Raw genomic sequence first — 18,695 nt, 5'->3', positions numbered from 1 at the left:
TGCCCGGTAACGCGACGCTTACCGGGCAATAAAATCAGAACCCCGCCGTCAAATCGTCCACCGAACGCGGATCCGAGGCCCCAAACAGCGTGCCGTCCGGGCCGACCATAATGCTCTGGGTGCTGCCCATTGCCTCTTTCAGCGCCACCTTCTGTCCGCGCTGCTCCAGCAGTTTTAAGGTGTCCGGGCTAAAGCCCTTCTCAACGCGCAGCTCATCCGGCAGCCACTGATGATGGAAACGTGGTGCGTTCGTCGCTTCGGCAACATTCATTCCAAAGTCGATGCTGTTCACCACCATCTGCAGTACCGTGGTGATAATACGGCTGCCGCCAGGGCTACCAGTCACCAGCCAGGTTTTACCGTCTTTGACCACGATGGTAGGCGACATGGACGACAGCGGACGCTTCTTCGGTCCGACCGCATTCGCATCCCCGCCCACCAGCCCGTAGACGTTCGGCACGCCCGGTTTGGCCGAGAAGTCATCCATCTCGTTATTGAGCAGAATCCCGCTGTTGCCTGCCACGATGCCTGTACCAAAGGTGGTGTTGAGGGTATAGGTCACCGCCACCGCGTTACCGTCTTTATCCACCACCGAGAAGTGGGTGGTCTGGTTGCTCTCATACGGTGCCAGCTTGCCCGGGCGGATCTCGCTCGACGGTTTGGCCTTGTTGATGTCAATCTCATCAGCAATCGATTTGGCATAGGCTTTATTGGTCAGCGCCTGCCACGGCACCTTCACGAAGTCCGGGTCGCCCAGGTATTCTGAACGGTCGGCGTAGGCGCGTTTTTCCGCCTCTGCCATCACCTGCATGGCATCCGCGCTGCCGAAGCCGAACTTGTGCATATCGAAGTTTTCAAGAATGTTAAGGATCTGCACGATGTGAATGCCGCCGGAAGACGGAGGCGGCATCGAGAAAACGTCATAGCCGCGATAGCTTCCGTGAATCGGCTCACGCTCGACGGCCTTGTACTCCGCGAGATCCGCTTTGGTGATAAGCCCACCGTTTTTTTGCATCTCTTCGGCAATCTGGTCGGCAATCGCCCCTTTGTAGAACGCATCCGGGCCGTGCTCCGCAATCAGCTCCAGACTTTTCGCCAGGTTCTTCTGCACCAGCTTATCGCCCTTCTTCAGCGGTTCGCCGTCTTTCCAGAAGATAGCCTTGCTGTTTTCGTGATTCGGAATCACTTCGCTGCCATAGGTTTTAAGATCGTCAGCCAGGGCGTCATTCACCACAAAACCTTCGCGGGCGAGCTTAATCGCAGGCTGTACCACTTTGTTGAGCGGCAGGGTGCCATATTTTTCCAGCGCCAGGGAGAAGCCTGCGACGGTGCCCGGCGTACCGGAGGCGAGGTGCGAGGTCAGGGATTTTTTGCTATCCGGGTTGCCTTGATCGTCAAGGAACATATCGCGGGAAGCCTGTCCGGGGGCCATCTCACGGAAGTCGATGGCGGTGGTTTTGCCGTCTTTGGTCCGCAGCATCATAAAGCCGCCGCCGCCCAGGTTCCCCGCCTGCGGATGCGTCACCGCCAGCGCATAGCCCACCGCGACTGCCGCATCCACCGCATTACCGCCCTGCCGGAGAATATCGACGCCCACTTTCGTTGCCAGCGCATCCACCGACGCCACCATCCCCTGCGTTGCCCGCACGGGATGAAAAACATCTTCCTCCACGCCGTACGAAACTGGCGGAGCCGCTGGCGGGTTGGCCGCCACGCTAAATGTGCCGCCTGCCATCAGCGCGGCGATCGCTATCCAGCGCAAAAACGTTGGTTTCATCATTATTGTTCTCCAGGTGAAGAGGGCCATATTCCCCGCTTAAGCCTGGTTCACAACTCCTAAAAAATCATCGTCATGGTGAAATCAGGGTAAACTTAAGAGAAGCCTCAAAAGAAGGAGATGACAATGAAACGCTTACTGATTCTTACGGCGCTGCTTCCGTTTGCCGCGCTCGCACAGCCACTCAATACGATGAACAACCCGAACCAGCAGGGCTACGTCATTCCAAGCCAGCAGCGTATGCAAACGGAGATGATGAGCCAGCAGCAACAGCAGAAAGGGATGCTGAACCAGCAGTTGAAAACGCAGACCCAGATGCAGCAGCAAAGCCTGCAAAACCAGATGAACACCAACACCCAGCGCATACAGCAGGGTCAGGTGCGTGAGCAGCCGCTGCCTAACCCGAACGGCGGAATGCTGGGCGGCATGACCTCGTCGGGCAGCGGACAGCAGCATATGCTGCCGTCCCAGTCACCGTCGAATGGCGGGATGCTTAATTCTTCGCAGAACTAAAGTTCGGGCCGATCGCGTCAATCGCATCGGTACAGATACTGTCCACCCCCCAGCGCAGCAGCTCCGCCGCGCGCTGGGGTTTGTTGACGGTATAGACCAGAATATGCAGCCCCGCCGCTTTCAACATTTTTACCCGTGCCTCATCCAGCAGCGCGTGGTTCAGGTGAATCGACACACACCCTAAACGGCTGGTCAGCTCACGCCAGTCATCACGCCACGTGTCGAGCAGCAGTCCGCGCGGCAACGCCGGAACGGACGCCTGCGCCGCCTCCAGGGCATCAATGTCAAACGACGACAGCAGGGGTGGCGTCATGCCCTCCCACAGCTCACGCGCGGCCAGCGCAATGACTTTACCTGTGAGCGGCCCGGTGCCGGTGGTTGGTTTGATTTCGATATTGGCCATCATGCCGTGCAGGCGACAGCGGTCGGCCACTTCCGCCAGCAGCGGCAGCGGCTCGCCTTTGAACTCGCTGCTGTACCAGCTTCCGGCGTCGACGTTCAGCAGATCGCGCCACGGCAGGTCTCCCGCCACGCCCCAGCCATTGCTGGTGCGTTCGAGGTTGTCATCATGCAGAAGGAAAATCTCGCCGTCTTTCGATAGCTTGGCATCGAACTCGATCATCGTGTGACCGTAATGCGCGCCCATATCGATAGCCGCCAGCGTGTTTTCCGGCGCCAGTTTACCGCCGCCCCGGTGGGCGACGATGTGGGGATAAGGCCAGTTACTCATATACGTTGTCCTGTTTCACCGTCGAATACGTGCAGGTGATTTTCCGGCAGATGCAGCCACAGCGTGCTGCCTGCTTTAGGGCGCTCCTGATGGGCCAGACGCACCACCATTTTTTGTTCACCCCAACGTCCGTGCGCCAGGTTGTCAGCCCCCAGCATCTCCAGCGTGTCCATGACCAGCGGCACGCCGCCTTCCGCCTGTGAGGTTAACCCAATATGTTCCGGGCGGATACCAAGCGTCATCTTACGCCCGGCATAGCCACGATAGTACCCGTTTACGGGCAGCGCCATCCCACTTTCCAGCTCAAAGTGCGTACCGGCGCTGCTGATCCGCCCTTCCAGCAGGTTCATCGCCGGACTGCCAATAAAGCTCGCCACAAAGCGGGAGGCCGGTTTCTCGTATACCTCCACCGGGGTGCCAATCTGTTCGGCGACGCCTTTGTTCATCACCATCACGCGCTGGGCGAGGGTCATCGCTTCCACCTGATCGTGCGTCACATACAGGGAGGTGGTTTTCAGACGACGGTGCAGCTGCTGCAGCTCAAGGCGCATCTGCACGCGCAGCTTGGCATCAAGGTTTGAGAGCGGCTCGTCGAACAGGAACACCGCAGGGTCACGCACAATGGCGCGCCCCATCGCCACGCGCTGGCGCTGTCCGCCGGACAGTTCACGCGGACGTCGCTTGAGCAGGCCATCCAGTTCCAGAATACGCGCCGCCTCTTTCACGCGCTCATCGATATGGCTTTTGCCCATCCCGCGGATTTTCAGCCCCCAGGCCATGTTCTCTTCCACGCTCATGTGCGGGTAAAGGGCGTAGTTCTGAAACACCATCGCGATGCCCCGGTCCTTCGGCTCCATCTCGGTCACGCGCTGGCGATCGATCCAGATATCGCCGCTGGTCACACGTTCAAGCCCGGCAACCATGCGCAGCAGCGTCGATTTTCCGCAGCCTGACGGGCCAACCATCACGATAAATTCCCCGTCCGCCACGTCGAGCGTTAACGGCTGAATGACCTGGGTTTTGTTGTCCCAGCTTTTGGTCACTGCCTGTAATTTTAAACCTGCCATCTTATTTCTCACTGTCCACTAAACCACGCACGAACGCACGCTGCATGGCTAAAACGATAACGACCGGGGGGATAAGGGTGAGCAGCATCGCCGCCATCACCTGGTTCCAGAGCGTGGTGCCTTCACCGGTGGCGATCATGCCTTTGATGCCCGCCACGGCGGTGCCAAGATTGACGTCCTGAATAATCAGCAGCGGCCACAGATACTGGTTCCAGCCGTAGATAAAGGTGATGACAAACAGCGCCGCAAGGTTGGTTTTCGACAGCGGCAGCACGATGTCACGGAAGAAGCGCATCGGCGAGGCTCCGTCAATACGCGCGGCCTCAATCAGCTCGTCCGGCAGGGTCATAAAGAACTGGCGGAACAGGAAGGTGGCGGTGGCCGAGGCCATCAGCGGCAGGGTTAAACCTGCGTAGCTGTCCAGCATCTTCAGGTTGGCGATCACTTCCACCGTCGGGAAGATACGCACTTCTACCGGCAGCATCAGGGTGATGAAGATCATCCAGAAGAACAGGTTACGCAGGGGAAAGCGGAACCAGACGATGGCGAAGGCCGAGAGCATCGACACCGTGATTTTGCCCACCGTAATACCGAACGCCATGATGAAGCTGTTCAGCATCATCAGCCAGAATGGCGCGCTGTTAGCGCCCACGCCCTGGGTCCAGATGGTTTTCATGTTTTCGAAAAGATGCCCGCCTGGGATCAGCGTCATCGGCGTATCAAACACCGCTTTGGTGTCCAGCGTGGCGGCAACGAAGGCCACATATAGCGGCAACAGAATGACGATGATGCCCAAAATCAGCATGGTGTGGCTGAACATCGTCAGCCCGCGACGGTTCTCGATCATTGGTAGCGCACCTTACTTTCGACATAACGGAACTGCACTACCGTGAGAAGGATGACGAGGAACATCAGCACGACCGACTGGGCGGCGGATGCCGAGAGATCCAGACCGGCAAAGCCTTCGCGATAGATCTTATAGATAAGCGTCGTCGTGGCCTGCACCGGGCCACCGGCCGTGGCGGCGTCGATCACCGGGAAGGTGTCGAAGAAGGCGTAAACCAGGTTGACCACCAGCAGGAAGAAACTCACCGGGGCAATCAGCGGCAGCGACAGCCTAAAGAAACGACGGACCGGCCCTGCACCATCAATCGCCGCGGCTTCAACCAGCGAGCGCGGAATAGACTGCAGCGCAGCAAAGAAGAACAGGAAGTTGTAGCTGATCTGTTTCCACACCGACGCGAAGACCACCAGGAACATCGCCTGACCGCTGTTCTGGGCGTGGTTCCAGTCGTAGCCGAACTCCGCCAGGAAATGGGTAATCAGCCCGCGCCCTGGGTTAAACAGGAAGATCCACAGCACGGCGGCGACGGCAGGCGCCACGGCGTAAGGTAGCAGCATCAGCGTCTGATACAGACGGCTGCCGCGCACCACGTAATCCACCAGCGCCGCGAAAAAGAGCGATGCGACAAGGCCGCTGACAGTGACCAGCGCGCTGAACTTCATGGTCGTCCAGAAGGCGTCGAGGTAATAGCTGTCATGGAACAGCGCGGTAAAGTTATCCAGCCCGACAAACTGGCTGGAAAGCCCAAACGGATCGACGCTTTGTACCGAGTACCAGAGCGCCTCGCCCGCAGGCCAGATAAAGAAGATAACGGTGATGACCAGCTGCGGCGCGACCAGCAAATACGGCAGCCAGCGCGAACGGAACACCGGACGGGATGAGGACATAGTTTAGCTCAGCATAGGTAGCCCTCACCCCAGCCCTTCCCGCAGGGAGAGGGACAGGATGAGGGTAAAATGATTAAGACTTTGTTGATTGCTCAAAGCGGCGCAGCAGCTGATTACCGCGCTCTACCGCAGAATCCAGGGCCTGCTGTGGGGTTTTCTTCCCGGTCCACACGCTTTCCAGCTCTTCATCTACGATGGTACGGATCTGCGGCATGTTCCCCAGACGCAGGCCTTTGGTGAACGGCAATGGCGGCTTGTTGAGCATCTGACGCGTCGCGATATCCGCGCCCGGGTTTTTGCTGTAGAAGCCCTGCTCGCGGGTCAGGTCATACGCGGCCGTGGTGATAGGCAGGTAGCCGGTTTTCTGATGCCATTCGGCGGCATTCTCTGGTTTCGCCAGGAAGTCGAGGAACTCGGCCACGCCCTTGTAGGTGCCCTTGTCTTTGCCCTGCATGACCCACAGGCTCGCCCCACCGATGATGGCGTTCTGCGGTGCGCCTTTCACGTCAGCGTCGTAAGGCATCATGCCTACGCCGTAGTTGAATTTTGCGTAATGACGGATATCCGCCAGAGAGCCGGAAGAGGCGGTCGTAATCGCACAGTCACCGTTGTAGAACTTCTCGGTGGATTCGTCTTTACGCCCGAAGTAGCTGAAATCGCCCTTCTTGTTGAGATCGGCAAGCAGAGCGATGTGCTTCACCTGCTCTGGCTTGTTGAACGCCAGTACCGCGTCGGTGCCGTCGAAGCCGTTGTTTTTAGTGGCCACCGGCAGGCCGTGCCAGGCGCTGAAGTTTTCAATCTGGATCCAGCCCTGCCAGCCGCTGGCGTAGCCGCACTTCATCCCCGCCGCTTTCAGCTTAGCGGTGTACGCCGCCAGATCCTGCCAGGTTTTTGGCGGTTGTTCCGGATCTAAACCGGCTTTCTTGAAGGCGTCTTTGTTGTAGTACAGCACCGGCGTGGAGCTGTTAAACGGCTGAGACAGCAGATGACCGGTTTTGGAATCGGTGTAGTAACCCGCCACGGTCGGCACGAACTGCGATTCGTCGAAGTTGATACCTGCGTCTTTAAACACTTCGTAGACCGGTTTAATGGCTTTAGAGGCCATCATGGTCGCAGTACCGACTTCGTAAACCTGAAGCAGCGCAGGTGCATTACCGGTACGGAAAGCGGCAATGCCCGCGCTCAGGCTCTGCTCGTAGTTACCTTTGTACACCGGCACAATTTTGTAATCCGGATGGGTGTCGTTGAAACGCTGCGCCAGGGAGTCAACTTCTTTACCCAACTCCCCTTCCATGGAATGCCAGAACGGAATGGTGGTGACAGCCATTGCGTTCGCCGCAAAAGTCAGCCCCATTGCCAGACCCAAAGCTGTGTGTCGTAACGATGTCATTGTCATCTCTCTTATTGTGCCGGATGCGCGATATCACGCGTTTTTATGCTCGCGAGGTAACATGACATGCTCGAATGACAGAAAAATAACTGTTTCTTTACAGTGAGATGACAACAAAACGTCAGGCGGATGATGGTTGTGTGAAGGCGGTTGGGGTAAGTTCGGTGCGGTCTGGTGCCCTGCATGAAAAAAGGCAACTGACGTTGCCTTTTTGCTTTTGCTTTTATCTAGCCGCCGAGATAGGCACTTCGCACCGCTTCGTTTGCCAGCAGCGCGTCGCCGGTATCGGAGAGCACCACGTGGCCGTTTTCCAGCACGTAGCCGCGGTCGGCGAGCTTCAGCGCCTGGTTGGCGTTCTGCTCGACGAGGAAGATAGTCATCCCCTCTTTACGCAGCTGTTCGATGGTGTCGAAGATTTGCTGAATGATGATCGGCGCAAGACCGAGCGACGGTTCATCCAGCAGCAGCAAACGCGGCTGGCTCATCAGCGCGCGACCAATCGCCAGCATCTGCTGTTCACCACCGGACATCGTGCCGGCCCGCTGAATACGGCGCTCCCACAAACGCGGAAACAGCTCATAGACCCATTTGATGCGGGACTGGTACTGGTCGCGGTCAGCAAAGAAGCCGCCCATCGCAAGGTTCTCTTCCACCGTCATGCGTGAGAAGACGCGACGCCCTTCCGGGACAATCGCTACCGCTTCACGCATGATTCTGGCGGTTTGCCAGTCGGTAATATCTTTGCCATCAAAGACAATCCGCCCGCTGGTGGCGCGCGGGTCGCCGCACAGGGTGCCGAGCAGCGTGGTTTTACCCGCACCGTTCGCGCCAATCAGGGTGACGATTTCGCCCTGATTGATATGCAGGCTGACATCGTGCAGCGCCTGTATCTTGCCGTAGTGAGCATTAACCTTGTCGAACGTTAACATCGCTTTTTCCATCTTATGCCTCACCCAGGTATGCACGGATCACGTCCGGGTTGTTGCGGATCTCTTCCGGCGTCCCGTTTGCCAGCGGCGTGCCCTGGTTCACCACGTAGATACGGTCAGAAATGCCCATCACCAGCTTCATATCATGCTCAATCAGCAGGATGGTGGTGTCGTGATGATCGCGCAGTTCGGCAATCAACTCGTCCAGCTCTTTGGTCTCTTTCGGGTTAAGCCCTGCCGCCGGTTCATCGAGCATCAGGATTTCTGGCTGCGTCACCATGCAGCGCACGATCTCCAGACGACGCTGGTCACCGTAGGCCAGGTTGCTGGCCTGACGGTTCGCATGCTGCAGCAGGCCGATACGGTCGAGCCAGGTGGCAGCGCGGTCGAGCGCTTCATCCTGAGCACGGCGGAAGGCCGGGGTTTTCAGCAGGCCAGAGAAAAGGCCGGTTTTGAGCTGCAGGTGTTGCGCCACCAGCAGGTTCTCTATCACCGTCATCTCGCGGAACAGACGCACGTGCTGGAAGGTACGCACCACCCCCATGCGGGCAATCTGCTGGCCCGGAAGCCCTTCCAGATGCTGGTCGCGCAGCTTGATGGTGCCACCCGTCGGCTTGTAGAAACCGGTCAGGCAGTTAAAGACCGTGGTTTTCCCCGCGCCGTTAGGGCCAATCAGGGAGACAATCTCTTTCTTGTGCAGATCCAGATTCACGTTGTTGACGGCCAGCAGGCCGCCAAAACGCATCATCAGGCCGTTAACGGATAATAATGGCTGGCTCATGCCTGCTCTCCTTTCGCTTGCCCGTTTTTCAGCTTCAGCTGTGGACGGGTCATCGGCAGCAAGCCCTGCGGACGCCAGATCATCATCAGCACCATCAAACCACCCAGCATCAGCATGCTGTATTCGTTAAAGTCGCGCATCAGCTCACGAGAGACCACCAGCAGAATGGCCGCCAGGATAACGGCAAACTGCGAGCCCATACCGCCGAGCACCACAATCGCCAGTACAAAGGCAGATTCAGCAAAGGTAAACGATTCGGGGCTGACAAAGCCCTGACGCGCGGCAAACAGCGTACCGGCAAATCCGGCAAACGCGGCGCTGATGGTAAACGCGGTCAGCTTGATGCGGGTCGGGTTGAGGCCCAGTGAACGGCAGGCGATTTCATCTTCACGCAGCGCTTCCCACGCACGGCCCAGCGGCATACGCAGCAGACGGTTAATCACAAACAGGGTAAGCACCACCAGCAGCAGCGCCACCAGGTAGAGCCAAATCACCCGGTCGGACGGATCGTACTTCACGCCAAAGAAGTTGCTGAAGGTATCCCAGCCCCCTTCGCGAGCCGTACGGCTGAACTCCAGACCAAAGAAGGTCGGTTTCGGGATCTGGCTGATCCCGTTCGGGCCGCCGGTCACTTCGGTGTTGTTGAGCAGCAGGATACGCACGATTTCGCCGAAGCCTAAAGTCACAATCGCCAGGTAGTCACCGCGCAGGCGTAAGACCGGGAAGCCCAGCAGGAAGCCCGCGGCGGCGGAGACCAGGCCCGCCAGCGGCAGACAAGTCCAGAAGCCGAGACCGTAATAGTGGTTCAGCAGCGCGAAGGTATAGGCCCCGATGGCGTAGAAACCACCGTAGCCCAGCACCAGCAGGCCAGACAGCCCCACCACCACGTTCAGGCCCAGACCGAGGATCACGTAGATCATGGTCAGGGTCGCGATATCGACCGTACCGCGAGAGACCACAAACGGCCACGCCACCGCAGCCACCAGCAGCGCCACGAAGAACAGCTTCTGCTTAACGGTTGAGCCGTCGAGAGCCGGCAGAACGAATTTCGGACCGGAGACACTTTTCAGCGTCTTCTGGAACACAGGACGCAGCATCTGGAACAGAAACACGACCGCGGTGCCAATGAATATCCACTGCCAGCGAATGTCGGCGGCGGTATCCACCACCAGTTTTGTGCCGTCCAGCTCTAACTGGACGCCCATAAAGACGCCTGCCAGCACGAAGAACATGGCGGCTGAGAGGAGCGCCATTGCGAAATGCATCGGTTTCATACTTTCTCTACCTCCGGACGACCCAGAATACCGGTAGGCATTACCAGCAGAACCAGAATCAGCAGGGCAAACGACACCACATCTTTATATTCCGTACTCAGATACGCGGAGGAGAGCGCTTCGGCCACGCCCAGGATCAGGCCGCCAATCATCGCGCCTGGAATACTGCCGATACCGCCCAGGACCGCCGCGGTGAAAGCTTTCATCCCGGCCATAAAGCCGATGTACGGGTTGATAACGCCGTAGAACTGCCCCAGCAGGACACCCGCGACCGCCGCCATCGCTGCCCCAATCACAAAGGTCAGGGCGATAACGCGGTCGGTGTTGATGCCAAGCAGGCTCGCCATCTTCAGATCTTCTGCGCAGGCACGGCAGGCGCGTCCCATACGCGAGTAGCGGATAAAGACCGTCAGGGCGAGCATTGCAACGAAGGTCACCACCCAGATCACCAGCTGCATGGTGGTGATAGAGGCAGAGAAGTTCTCGCTGGCACCGACCACCCACTGACCGTTGAACAGGCTTGGCAGCGCCACGTCGCGCGAGCCTTCCGTCAGGCTGACGTAGTTTTGCAGGAAGATCGACATCCCGATGGCGGAGATCAGCGCAATCAGGCGTTTGGAGCTACGCACCGGCCGGTACGCCACGCGTTCAATGCTCCAGCCATAGGCGCTGGCAATAACAATCGCGCCGACAAACCCGGCGGCGACCAGCAGCCAGCTGCTGTCGATACCCATCATCATCAGGGCGGCGATAATCATAAAGGAGACATAGCTACCGATCATGTAGACCTCGCCGTGGGCGAAGTTAATCATGCCGATAATGCCGTAAACCATCGTGTAGCCAATGGCGATCAGCGCGTAGGTGCTTCCCAGCGTGACGCCGTTAAACATCTGCTGCAGGAAATAGAGAAACTGCTCGGACATATGCAAACCTTTTTATACCCGCCCGGCGGTCCGGGCGGTGGGATAATTATTTGGCGACCGAGGACGAACCGTCGGCGTGCCACTTAAAGACACCAAACTCAAATCCCTTCAGATCGCCTTTCTCATCCCAGTTCAGCGGCCCAATCACGGTGTTCGCCCCGTGTGCTTTTAAATCTTTCACCAGATCCAGCGGTTCTTTGCTGCCGGTGCGATCCAGCGCGGTTGCCAGAGACTGCACCGCCGCGTAGGTGATCCAGACGTACGGACCACTTGGATCTTTCTTCTGCGCCTTGAGCGCGTCTACGATAGCCTTGTTCGCAGGATCCTGGTCATAGCGTTTTGGCATCGTCACCAGCATGCCTTCGCCTGCGTCCCCGGCGATGTTCGACAGGGAGGCGTTACCGACGCCTTCTGGCCCCATAAACTGGGTTTTCAGCCCGACCGAACGCGCCTGACGCAGCATCTGACCCATTTCCGGGTAGTAGCCGCCGTAGTAAACAAAATCGATATTCTCTTTTTGCAGGCGGGCGATCAGCGCGGAGAAATCTTTCTCGCCAGCGGTGATGCCATCAAAGAAGACGATATTCGCGCCGCCTTTTTTCAGCCCGTCCTGAACGGAACGCGCCAGGCCTTCGCCGTACTGCTGTTTGTCATGAATAATGGCGATGCGCGTCGGCTTGACGGTATCGAGGATGTATCGGGCGGCGGTTGGTCCCTGAGACGAGTCCAGACCGGCAGTACGCATGATGTGCTGATAACCGCGCTGAGTCAGTTCAGGGTTGGTTGCGCCCGGGGTAATCATCAGAATGCCTTCGTCTTCGTAGATATCAGACGCAGGCTGGGTGGACGACGAGCACAGGTGGCCAATCACGTACTGGATGCCATCGTTCACGATTTTGTTAGCGACCGCGACGGCCTGTTTGGGATCGCAGGCGTCGTCATATTCCACGCCAACCAGCTTGTCGCCTTTGATGCCGCCTTTGGCGTTGATGTCTTTGATTGCCTGGCGAGCACCGTTGAACTCCATGTCCCCCCACTGGGCAACAGGACCGGACATCGCACCCACTACAGCAACCTTAATATCTTCCGCCATGGCTGCATGCGAAATCGCCAATGCAACCATCCCCGCGATTAACGTCTTCGCGTTCCTTTTCATCTCTGAATCCCCATTCGTGATGTCGTGTATATATTTTGTTTTATTATGGTTAAAAAGCATTCTGTACTTTTAATGCACAACGCTATTTTTACCAGCGCCTTTAATGGTTTAGCGCAGTTTTTTCATAAAAACCAGACTAAAATCTCTATTTTTCAGGCGATTAAGCAAAGATAATATTCTGAAACAAGGCAGAGATAAACAAATAAAATTGCAGTTTGCAGCATAAAATAACGGTACAAAGCGCCGAATAATTCACTGCCATTCAGGTTAAAATTCTGCTTATTTTTCGATCCATGTGTTTTCAAACTGCCCTTTGCGCTGCCAAAAAACTAATCACCTGGTGAGCCGGGATAAAAAGAGGAAGCCGCTGAGGGAATAAATTGAGTACACTGCCCCTACTCAATTTGATTTGGACAAGCAGCTAATGAAACTGACTATCGTGCGTCTGGTGACCTTTAGCGACCAGGATCATATCGACCTGGGCAAGATCTGGCCGGAATATTCCCCTTCTTCACTCCGCGTCGATGAGACACACCGCATCTACGCCGCACGCTTTAACGAGCGTCTGCTCGCCGCGGTTCGCGTGACCCTGAGCGGCACCGAAGGGGCGCTGGACTCACTGCGCGTACGTGACGTGACCCGTCGTCGCGGTGTGGGGCAGTATTTAATTGAAGAGATAATCCGTGAAAACCCGAACGTTACCTCCTGGTGGATGGCCGACGTGGGCGTGGAAGACCGCGGCGTGATGGCGGCGTTTATGCAGGCGTTAGGGTTTACGGCGCAGGAGAACGGGTGGGAGAAACGTCAGGTTTGCTGAATGCCGCCTGATGCCCTCACCCCGCCCCTCTCCCACAGGAGAGGGAGCAAATACTAAAACGGCAACCGAAAGGTTGCCGTTTGCTTTTATTTGGCGTCGGTCGCCGTTCCGTTAGCATGCCAGTCAAACACGCCGAACTCGAAGCCTTTCAGATCGCCCTTCGCATCCCAGGAAAGCGGACCCATCACGGTATCGACAGAGTTGGCTTTCAGCCAGGTGGCAATCTCAGCCGGATCGGCTGACTGGTTCAGACCCGCCTGCAGAGACTGCAGCGCAGCGTAGGTGGTCCAGACAAACGCGCCGCTTGGATCCTGTTTCTTCGCCTTGATGGCATCCACGATCGGTTTGTTCGCAGGCACCTGGTCGTAGTTCTTCGGTTTGGTCACCAGCAGGCCTTCAGCAGACTCACCGGCGATGTTAGACAGGGAAACGTTCGCAACCCCTTCCGGGCCCATAAACTGGGTTTTCAGGCCGGCCGCACGTGCCTGACGCAGGATCTGTCCCATTTCAGGGTGATAGCCACCGTAGTAAACGAAATCAATATTCTCTTTCTTCAGACGTGCCACCAGAGTGGAGAAGTCTTTCTCACCGGCGGTGATACCGTCGAAGAAGACCACATTGGCATTGCCTTTCTTCAGACCATCCTGCACGGCACGCGCCAGACCTTCACCGTACTGCTGTTTGTCGTGAACAATCGCGATACGCTTCGGCTTCACGTTGTCCAGAATGTATTTTGCCGCGGTTGGGCCCTGGTCTGAATCCAGACCGGTGGTACGCAGGGTCAGCTTATAGCCACGAGCGGTCAGCTCCGGCGCCGTTGCAGCCGGGGTGATCATCAGAATGCCTTCGTCTTCGTAGATATCAGACGCGGGCTGCGTGGAAGAGGAGCACAGGTGACCGATAACGTATTTGATCCCGTCGTTCACCACTTTGTTCGCCACGGCAACCGCTTGTTTCGGGTCACAGGCATCATCATATTTTACGATCTGCAGTTTTTCGCCCTTGATGCCGCCCTTAGCATTAATGTCTGCAACCGCCTGTTCTGCGCCGGTAAATTCCTGGTCGCCGTACTGTGCTACCGGACCGGACATCGCGCCCACGACAGCCACTTTAATATCGGCCTGTGCCATCGTGCTGAATGCCAACGCAATACATCCTGCCAGTAACGCTTTACCCTTCATATTCATCCTGAGATTCCCCATTATTATGGTTATTACGATTGTCGTGATGTTGTTGTGTAGCGCTTTATTTCAGTTATAGGTATGACAGTCGCGCTTTTTCAGCATACTCTGCTAAAACATACCCCATTTTTATGATTTTGGAATAGCTAATTTGAAATGAATATATGATAAGCCCGGCAGGGATCACCGCCGGGCCAGGGCTTTAACGTGTCAGCGACGCGGAGATAATATCCAGCGCTTTACGGAACTGAACTTCGGGGATGGTAAGCGGATAGAGGAAACGGATAACGTTGCCGTACACGCCGCAGCTCAGCAGCAATAGACCTTCCTGTAACGCACGCTCCTGGACCTGACGCGTGAATTCCGGCGACGGCAGCCCGGTTTGCGGGTCGTTAAACTCCACCGCCACCATTGAGCCCTGGGCACGAATATCAGCGATAAACGGACAGTCGCCCTTCGCTTTGTTCAGCACTTCCACCAGATGATGGCCAAGATGCGCCGCGCGCGTGCAGAGATCCTCTTCATCAATCACATCCAGCACGGCATGGGCTGCGGCAATCGCCAGCGGGTTGCCGGCGTAAGTCCCGCCCAGCCCGCCAGGAGCGGGGGCATCCATCACTTCCGCCCGGCCAGAGACCGCCGAGAGCGGCATCCCGCCGGCCAGGCTTTTCGCCATGGTGATCAAATCCGGCTTCACGCAATGGTGTTCCATCGAGAACAGCTTGCCGGTTCGCGCAAAGCCACTTTGCACTTCATCGGCAATCAGCAAAATTCCGTGCGTATCGCACAGTTCGCGCAGGGCCTGCATAAAATCGGCGGGGGCAATGTTGAATCCCCCCTCCCCCTGAACCGGTTCCAGGATAATGGCCGCCACCTGGTCCGGCGCAATGTCGGCTTTGAAGATGCGTTCGAGGCTTTTTAACGCTTCTGCCGTGCTGACGCCGTACAGATCATTTGGATAGTGTGCGTGATAAACCGATCCGGGAAACGGACCGAAACCGAGTTTGTACGGCGCCACTTTCCCCGTCAACGCCATCGTCATAAAGGTACGGCCGTGGAAGGCACCGCCAAAGGCGATCAGGCCAGGACGACGGGTATACGCGCGGGCAATTTTTACCGCGTTTTCGACCGCCTCTGCTCCCGTAGAGAAGAAAGCCGTTTTGGCAGGCCCATCAACGGGTACACGTTGGTTGATGCGCTCGGCAAGCGCCACATAGCCTTCGTACGGGACAATCTGATATGCCGTATGGGTAAATGCGTGGAGTTGTTTTTCGATGGCGGCAATAACTTTTGGATGCCGATGGCCGGTATTCAGCACCGCAATCCCGGCGGCGAAGTCGATATACTCGTTACCCTCGACGTCCCACACCGTGGCATTTTCGGCTTTATCGGCGTAGAAGTTACACATCACGCCGATACCGCGCGGCGTCGCCTGCAAACGCCGGTCATTCAGTTCACTGTTTTTCACCCTGTCCCCCTGAGAAATTCACCTGCTTAGCGCATCTGTAAGTGTTTGCCAGGGGGAGGGAATTCGCCAGAGCGGGAGATAAAAAAACAAAACCCCCGAATTTGCATTCGAGGGTTATCGGGAACATCGCGGAAATTACGCTTCGATAGCGGCGCGAAGTTTTTTCATGGCGTTCTTTTCAAGCTGACGCACACGTTCAGCGGAGACGCCGTAGCGATCGGCCAGCTCCTGCAGCGTGGACTTGTTGTCTTCGTCCAGCCAGCGGGCGCGGATAATATCCTGGCTACGTTCGTCGAGGCCTTCCATTGCTGAAGTCAGCTTGTTCGCGGCCTGATCTTCCCAGTTATCCTCTTCAATGCCGTCAGCAAAGTTAGAGGTTTTATCCTGCAGATACAGAACCGGTGCCATTGGCTGGCTGTCAGAGCCGTCGTCGTCGGAGGACATATCGAAGGTCATGTCCTGCGCGGCCATACGGGATTCCATCTCACGCACGTCTTTGCTGGATACGCCCAGCTCGCGCGCCACCATTTCAACTTCATCCTGGTTGAACCAGCCCAGACGCTGCTTGGTTTTACGCAGGTTGAAGAACAGTTTACGTTGCGCTTTTGTCGTGGCGACTTTCACGATACGCCAGTTGCGCAGCACGTATTCATGAATTTCTGCTTTGATCCAGTGCACGGCGAAGGAGACCAGTCGCACACCCACTTCCGGGTTGAAGCGACGTACAGCCTTCATCAGACCGATGTTACCTTCCTGAATCAAGTCCGCCTGCGGCAGGCCATAGCCCGCATAATTACGAGCAATGTGAACAACAAAGCGCAGGTGAGACAGGATCAGCTTTTTCGCTGCTTCCAGATCGCCCTGGTAATGCAGCTTTTCAGCAAGCTCCTTTTCTTCCTCGGCCGTTAACATCGGCCAGGTGTTCGCAGCCCGGATATAAGATTCCAGGTTACCAACAGGGGCTAAAGCTAAAGTTTGCATTTCTTTGGTCATTCATTCCTCTCAATGTTTCTTCTGGTCCAGGCTGTCCCCATCAGGCAACAACCATGCCAAAGCGTTTGAGCCACGAGATTAGCATTCACTCTTTTATCAGACAGTGATTTTATCCACAAGTTCCAGGTGCAACGGTGAATAAATTACGCACAAATTGTGACATGGAGATGATAACAGGGGAAGAGACAACAGGGACGCTTTCCCTGCAGAGCGAACATCTCGGTGCAGGGAAAGATTATATCACGCTTTTATTAGTCGGGAGTAAAGTGACGTAAATGTTGCACGGTTGCCAGCCATGCTGCCACCCAGCCGATCATCGAGCACACCAGCAGCAGTAACAGGCACTCATCGAACCCTAAGCCGCTGATATCAAACTTCGTTCCGAAAACCTGCGCCACCTCGGTTACGGCAGAGGACAGCCGCATCACCAAAATTTCTGACAATATCAGTGAAAGAAATGCGCCGGAAAAACCGAGCAATGCGCCGCCGTACAGGAACGGACGCAGGATGAAGCCATCCGTCGCACCAATCAGTTTCTGCACGTTGATGGTGTCGCGACGCGCGAAAATGCTCAGGCGCACGCTGTTACCGATGACGAGGAAGACCGCCGCCACCATCAGCACACCAATCATCGCCGCCACGCGCCCTACCAGCCCGGTCAGCGCAGCAAGACGCGCAAACCAGCTGTCATCCATGCGCACTTCATCAATCCCGTTGATACGGGTGATGCGGTCACGCAGGGTGTTGAGCGAATCGGTCCCCTGGAAATCGAGTTTCGGGATCACCACCGCCACGGCCGGGAGGGGGTTCTCTTCAAGCATGTCCAGCGCACCGCCAAAGCCTGACCAGTTACGGAACTCACCCAGGGCTTCTTCACGAGAGAGATAATTCACTTTCTCTACGCCCTGTTCGGCCTGGATTTGCCCCACAACCTGCGCCGCCGCGTTATCGTCGAGCGCCTTATCCAGATAGACCGTGATCTGCGGAGAAGGATAGTACTGCGACGCCGCCTGGTTAACGTTTTTATAGACCATGTAGCAGACGCTTGGCAGCGTCAGGGAGATGGCAATCACCATCACCGTCAGGAACGTCGCCAGCGGTTTGCTTTTCAGGTCCTGCAACGCACCGTGGAACGCATAACGCACCTGCTCGTTGAACACGTTGGTTTTGCGGGAGTTCGGCTTAGGCGCCGCTTTCGCACGCTTTGGCGCATTACGATTGCCGTCACCGCCGCCCTGCGGCTTACGGAAGCGGTCAAACCGGTTTCCGAACTGCCGAATCTGGTTTATTGCATCACGCTTATTCACCGAGGCCTCCGTGCAAATGACCGTCGCTCAGGGTCAGCATGCGGTACGAACGACGGGAAATCAGCCCGATGTCGTGCGTTGCCATCAATACCGTCACCCCAACGCGGTTAAATTCCTCAAACAGACGCAAAATCCCTTCTGACAGGGCGTCGTCCAGGTTACCGGTCGGTTCATCCGCCAGCAGTACCGCAGGTTTGTTCACCACCGCACGGGCAATCCCCACACGCTGCTGTTCACCGCCAGACAGCTGGATCGGGAAGTTCTTCGCTTTGTCCAGCAGCCCGACTTTATCCAGCGCCGCAGAGACGCGACGACGGATATCATCATAGCTGGCACCGGCAATAATCAGCGGAATGGCCACGTTATCGAAAACGGTGCGATCCATCAGCAGGTGGTGGTCCTGGAAAATCATGCCAATCTGACGACGCAGGAACGGCACCTCACGGTTTTTCAGACGGCTAATATCATGGCCGCTGAACCAGATTTTCCCGGCGCTCGGCCGCTCGATCCCACAGATAAGCTTGAGCAGGGTACTTTTCCCCGCGCCGGAATGGCCGGTCAGGAATGCCATCTCGCCTGGCTGCAGGTGGAATGTCACCCCCTGCAGCGCTTGTCTCCCACCGAGATAGGCCTTGCTGACGTGTTCAAAGCGAATCAT

General features: G+C 56.8%; 18 protein-coding genes. 2 read left to right on the top strand and 16 right to left on the bottom strand.

The features are described from left to right. Window positions 1-34: 34 nt before the first annotated feature. On the bottom strand, window positions 35-1,777 hold the full coding sequence (gene ggt, locus AM410_RS08530; protein ID WP_025202845.1) for a gamma-glutamyltransferase: 1,743 nt from the start codon (window positions 1,775-1,777) through the stop codon (window positions 35-37). Between the two features lie 126 nt (window positions 1,778-1,903). Between ggt and AM410_RS08525 the strand changes: the two genes are divergently transcribed. Continuing rightward, window positions 1,904-2,290: a DUF2756 family protein gene (locus tag AM410_RS08525; protein WP_020884553.1), complete on the top strand. Its 387-nt coding sequence runs from the start codon at window positions 1,904-1,906 to the stop codon at window positions 2,288-2,290. Here AM410_RS08525 and ugpQ read toward each other — a convergent pair. From ugpQ to livK, 10 genes are all read right to left on the bottom strand, one after another. After that, window positions 2,271-3,020 carry a glycerophosphodiester phosphodiesterase gene (gene ugpQ / locus AM410_RS08520; protein ID WP_073397647.1) on the bottom strand — a complete coding sequence of 250 codons (750 nt, stop codon included), beginning with the start codon at window positions 3,018-3,020 and terminating at the stop codon, window positions 2,271-2,273. The genes AM410_RS08525 and ugpQ overlap by 20 nt on opposite strands. Continuing rightward, window positions 3,017-4,087, bottom strand: coding sequence for a sn-glycerol-3-phosphate import ATP-binding protein UgpC (locus AM410_RS08515; RefSeq protein ID WP_020884551.1), 1,071 nt, complete (start codon window positions 4,085-4,087; stop codon window positions 3,017-3,019). Before AM410_RS08515 ends, ugpQ begins: the two co-directional genes overlap by 4 nt. Window position 4,088: 1 nt before the next feature. Then, window positions 4,089-4,934, bottom strand: a complete 846-nt coding sequence (ugpE, locus tag AM410_RS08510) for a sn-glycerol-3-phosphate ABC transporter permease UgpE (RefSeq protein ID WP_108647733.1) — start codon at window positions 4,932-4,934, stop codon at window positions 4,089-4,091. Next, the gene (gene ugpA, locus AM410_RS08505) at window positions 4,931-5,818 is read right to left on the bottom strand and encodes a sn-glycerol-3-phosphate ABC transporter permease UgpA (RefSeq protein ID WP_014171998.1); all 888 of its coding nucleotides are present in this window, start codon (window positions 5,816-5,818) and stop codon (window positions 4,931-4,933) included. The genes ugpE and ugpA overlap by 4 nt, the downstream gene beginning before the upstream one ends. A gap of 73 nt (window positions 5,819-5,891) precedes the next feature. Further along, window positions 5,892-7,208, bottom strand: a complete 1,317-nt coding sequence (ugpB, locus tag AM410_RS08500) for a sn-glycerol-3-phosphate ABC transporter substrate-binding protein UgpB (RefSeq protein ID WP_025202842.1) — start codon at window positions 7,206-7,208, stop codon at window positions 5,892-5,894. Between the two features lie 227 nt (window positions 7,209-7,435). Continuing rightward, window positions 7,436-8,149, bottom strand: coding sequence for a high-affinity branched-chain amino acid ABC transporter ATP-binding protein LivF (gene livF / locus AM410_RS08495; RefSeq protein ID WP_020884549.1), 714 nt, complete (start codon window positions 8,147-8,149; stop codon window positions 7,436-7,438). A 1-nt stretch (window position 8,150) separates the two neighbouring features. Then, window positions 8,151-8,918, bottom strand: coding sequence for a high-affinity branched-chain amino acid ABC transporter ATP-binding protein LivG (livG, locus tag AM410_RS08490; RefSeq protein ID WP_014172002.1), 768 nt, complete (start codon window positions 8,916-8,918; stop codon window positions 8,151-8,153). Next, window positions 8,915-10,192 carry a branched chain amino acid ABC transporter permease LivM gene (gene livM, locus AM410_RS08485; protein WP_014172003.1) on the bottom strand — a complete coding sequence of 426 codons (1,278 nt, stop codon included), beginning with the start codon at window positions 10,190-10,192 and terminating at the stop codon, window positions 8,915-8,917. Before livM ends, livG begins: the two co-directional genes overlap by 4 nt. After that, window positions 10,189-11,115 carry a high-affinity branched-chain amino acid ABC transporter permease LivH gene (gene livH, locus AM410_RS08480; RefSeq protein WP_020884547.1) on the bottom strand — a complete coding sequence of 309 codons (927 nt, stop codon included), beginning with the start codon at window positions 11,113-11,115 and terminating at the stop codon, window positions 10,189-10,191. Before livH ends, livM begins: the two co-directional genes overlap by 4 nt. Window positions 11,116-11,161: 46 nt before the next feature. Then, complete coding sequence (gene livK, locus AM410_RS08475; protein WP_020884546.1) at window positions 11,162-12,271, bottom strand: high-affinity branched-chain amino acid ABC transporter substrate-binding protein LivK; 1,110 nt, start codon at window positions 12,269-12,271, stop codon at window positions 11,162-11,164. A gap of 424 nt (window positions 12,272-12,695) precedes the next feature. Here livK and panM point away from each other — a divergent pair, with 424 nt between their 5' ends. Then, complete coding sequence (gene panM, locus AM410_RS08470) at window positions 12,696-13,088, top strand: aspartate 1-decarboxylase autocleavage activator PanM (protein WP_020884545.1); 393 nt, start codon at window positions 12,696-12,698, stop codon at window positions 13,086-13,088. An 86-nt stretch (window positions 13,089-13,174) separates the two neighbouring features. Here panM and livJ read toward each other — a convergent pair whose 3' ends face one another. From livJ to ftsE, 5 genes are all read right to left on the bottom strand, one after another. Further along, window positions 13,175-14,275, bottom strand: a complete 1,101-nt coding sequence (livJ, locus tag AM410_RS08465; RefSeq protein ID WP_072126534.1) for a branched chain amino acid ABC transporter substrate-binding protein LivJ — start codon at window positions 14,273-14,275, stop codon at window positions 13,175-13,177. Window positions 14,276-14,471: 196 nt separating this feature from the next. After that, the gene (locus tag AM410_RS08460) at window positions 14,472-15,737 is read right to left on the bottom strand and encodes a 4-aminobutyrate--2-oxoglutarate transaminase (RefSeq protein WP_032679136.1); all 1,266 of its coding nucleotides are present in this window, start codon (window positions 15,735-15,737) and stop codon (window positions 14,472-14,474) included. A 135-nt stretch (window positions 15,738-15,872) separates the two neighbouring features. Next, window positions 15,873-16,730 carry an RNA polymerase sigma factor RpoH gene (gene rpoH, locus AM410_RS08455; RefSeq protein WP_014172011.1) on the bottom strand — a complete coding sequence of 286 codons (858 nt, stop codon included), beginning with the start codon at window positions 16,728-16,730 and terminating at the stop codon, window positions 15,873-15,875. 251 nt (window positions 16,731-16,981) lie between these two features. Beyond that, window positions 16,982-18,037, bottom strand: coding sequence for a permease-like cell division protein FtsX (gene ftsX / locus AM410_RS08450; RefSeq protein ID WP_014172012.1), 1,056 nt, complete (start codon window positions 18,035-18,037; stop codon window positions 16,982-16,984). Then, the gene (gene ftsE / locus AM410_RS08445; protein WP_014172013.1) at window positions 18,030-18,695 is read right to left on the bottom strand and encodes a cell division ATP-binding protein FtsE; all 666 of its coding nucleotides are present in this window, start codon (window positions 18,693-18,695) and stop codon (window positions 18,030-18,032) included. Before ftsE ends, ftsX begins: the two co-directional genes overlap by 8 nt.

It is taken from the genome of Enterobacter cloacae complex sp. FDA-CDC-AR_0164 (assembly GCF_003071645.1).
Lineage (GTDB): Bacteria > Pseudomonadota > Gammaproteobacteria > Enterobacterales > Enterobacteriaceae > Enterobacter > Enterobacter ludwigii.
Note: the sequence above shows the minus strand (reverse complement) of the source record. Positions and strands in the feature narration are given on the sequence as shown.

What these genes read in the sequence shown, in the direction of transcription:
- ugpB (WP_025202842.1), bottom strand. Translation starts at nt 7,208, where the DNA reads ATGACATCGTTACGACACACAGCTTTGGGTCTGGCAATGGGGCTGACT.
- ugpE (WP_108647733.1), bottom strand. Translation starts at nt 4,934, where the DNA reads ATGATCGAGAACCGTCGCGGGCTGACGATGTTCAGCCACACCATGCTG.
- ftsE (WP_014172013.1), bottom strand. Translation starts at nt 18,695, where the DNA reads ATGATTCGCTTTGAACACGTCAGCAAGGCCTATCTCGGTGGGAGACAA.
- livF (WP_020884549.1), bottom strand. Translation starts at nt 8,149, where the DNA reads ATGGAAAAAGCGATGTTAACGTTCGACAAGGTTAATGCTCACTACGGC.
- ggt (WP_025202845.1), bottom strand. Translation starts at nt 1,777, where the DNA reads ATGAAACCAACGTTTTTGCGCTGGATAGCGATCGCCGCGCTGATGGCA.
- livJ (WP_072126534.1), bottom strand. Translation starts at nt 14,275, where the DNA reads ATGAATATGAAGGGTAAAGCGTTACTGGCAGGATGTATTGCGTTGGCA.
- livK (WP_020884546.1), bottom strand. Translation starts at nt 12,271, where the DNA reads ATGAAAAGGAACGCGAAGACGTTAATCGCGGGGATGGTTGCATTGGCG.
- ugpQ (WP_073397647.1), bottom strand. Translation starts at nt 3,020, where the DNA reads ATGAGTAACTGGCCTTATCCCCACATCGTCGCCCACCGGGGCGGCGGT.
- AM410_RS08525 (WP_020884553.1), top strand. Translation starts at nt 1,904, where the DNA reads ATGAAACGCTTACTGATTCTTACGGCGCTGCTTCCGTTTGCCGCGCTC.
- livH (WP_020884547.1), bottom strand. Translation starts at nt 11,115, where the DNA reads ATGTCCGAGCAGTTTCTCTATTTCCTGCAGCAGATGTTTAACGGCGTC.
- livG (WP_014172002.1), bottom strand. Translation starts at nt 8,918, where the DNA reads ATGAGCCAGCCATTATTATCCGTTAACGGCCTGATGATGCGTTTTGGC.
- panM (WP_020884545.1), top strand. Translation starts at nt 12,696, where the DNA reads ATGAAACTGACTATCGTGCGTCTGGTGACCTTTAGCGACCAGGATCAT.
- rpoH (WP_014172011.1), bottom strand. Translation starts at nt 16,730, where the DNA reads ATGACCAAAGAAATGCAAACTTTAGCTTTAGCCCCTGTTGGTAACCTG.
- ugpA (WP_014171998.1), bottom strand. Translation starts at nt 5,818, where the DNA reads ATGTCCTCATCCCGTCCGGTGTTCCGTTCGCGCTGGCTGCCGTATTTG.
- AM410_RS08515 (WP_020884551.1), bottom strand. Translation starts at nt 4,087, where the DNA reads ATGGCAGGTTTAAAATTACAGGCAGTGACCAAAAGCTGGGACAACAAA.
- livM (WP_014172003.1), bottom strand. Translation starts at nt 10,192, where the DNA reads ATGAAACCGATGCATTTCGCAATGGCGCTCCTCTCAGCCGCCATGTTC.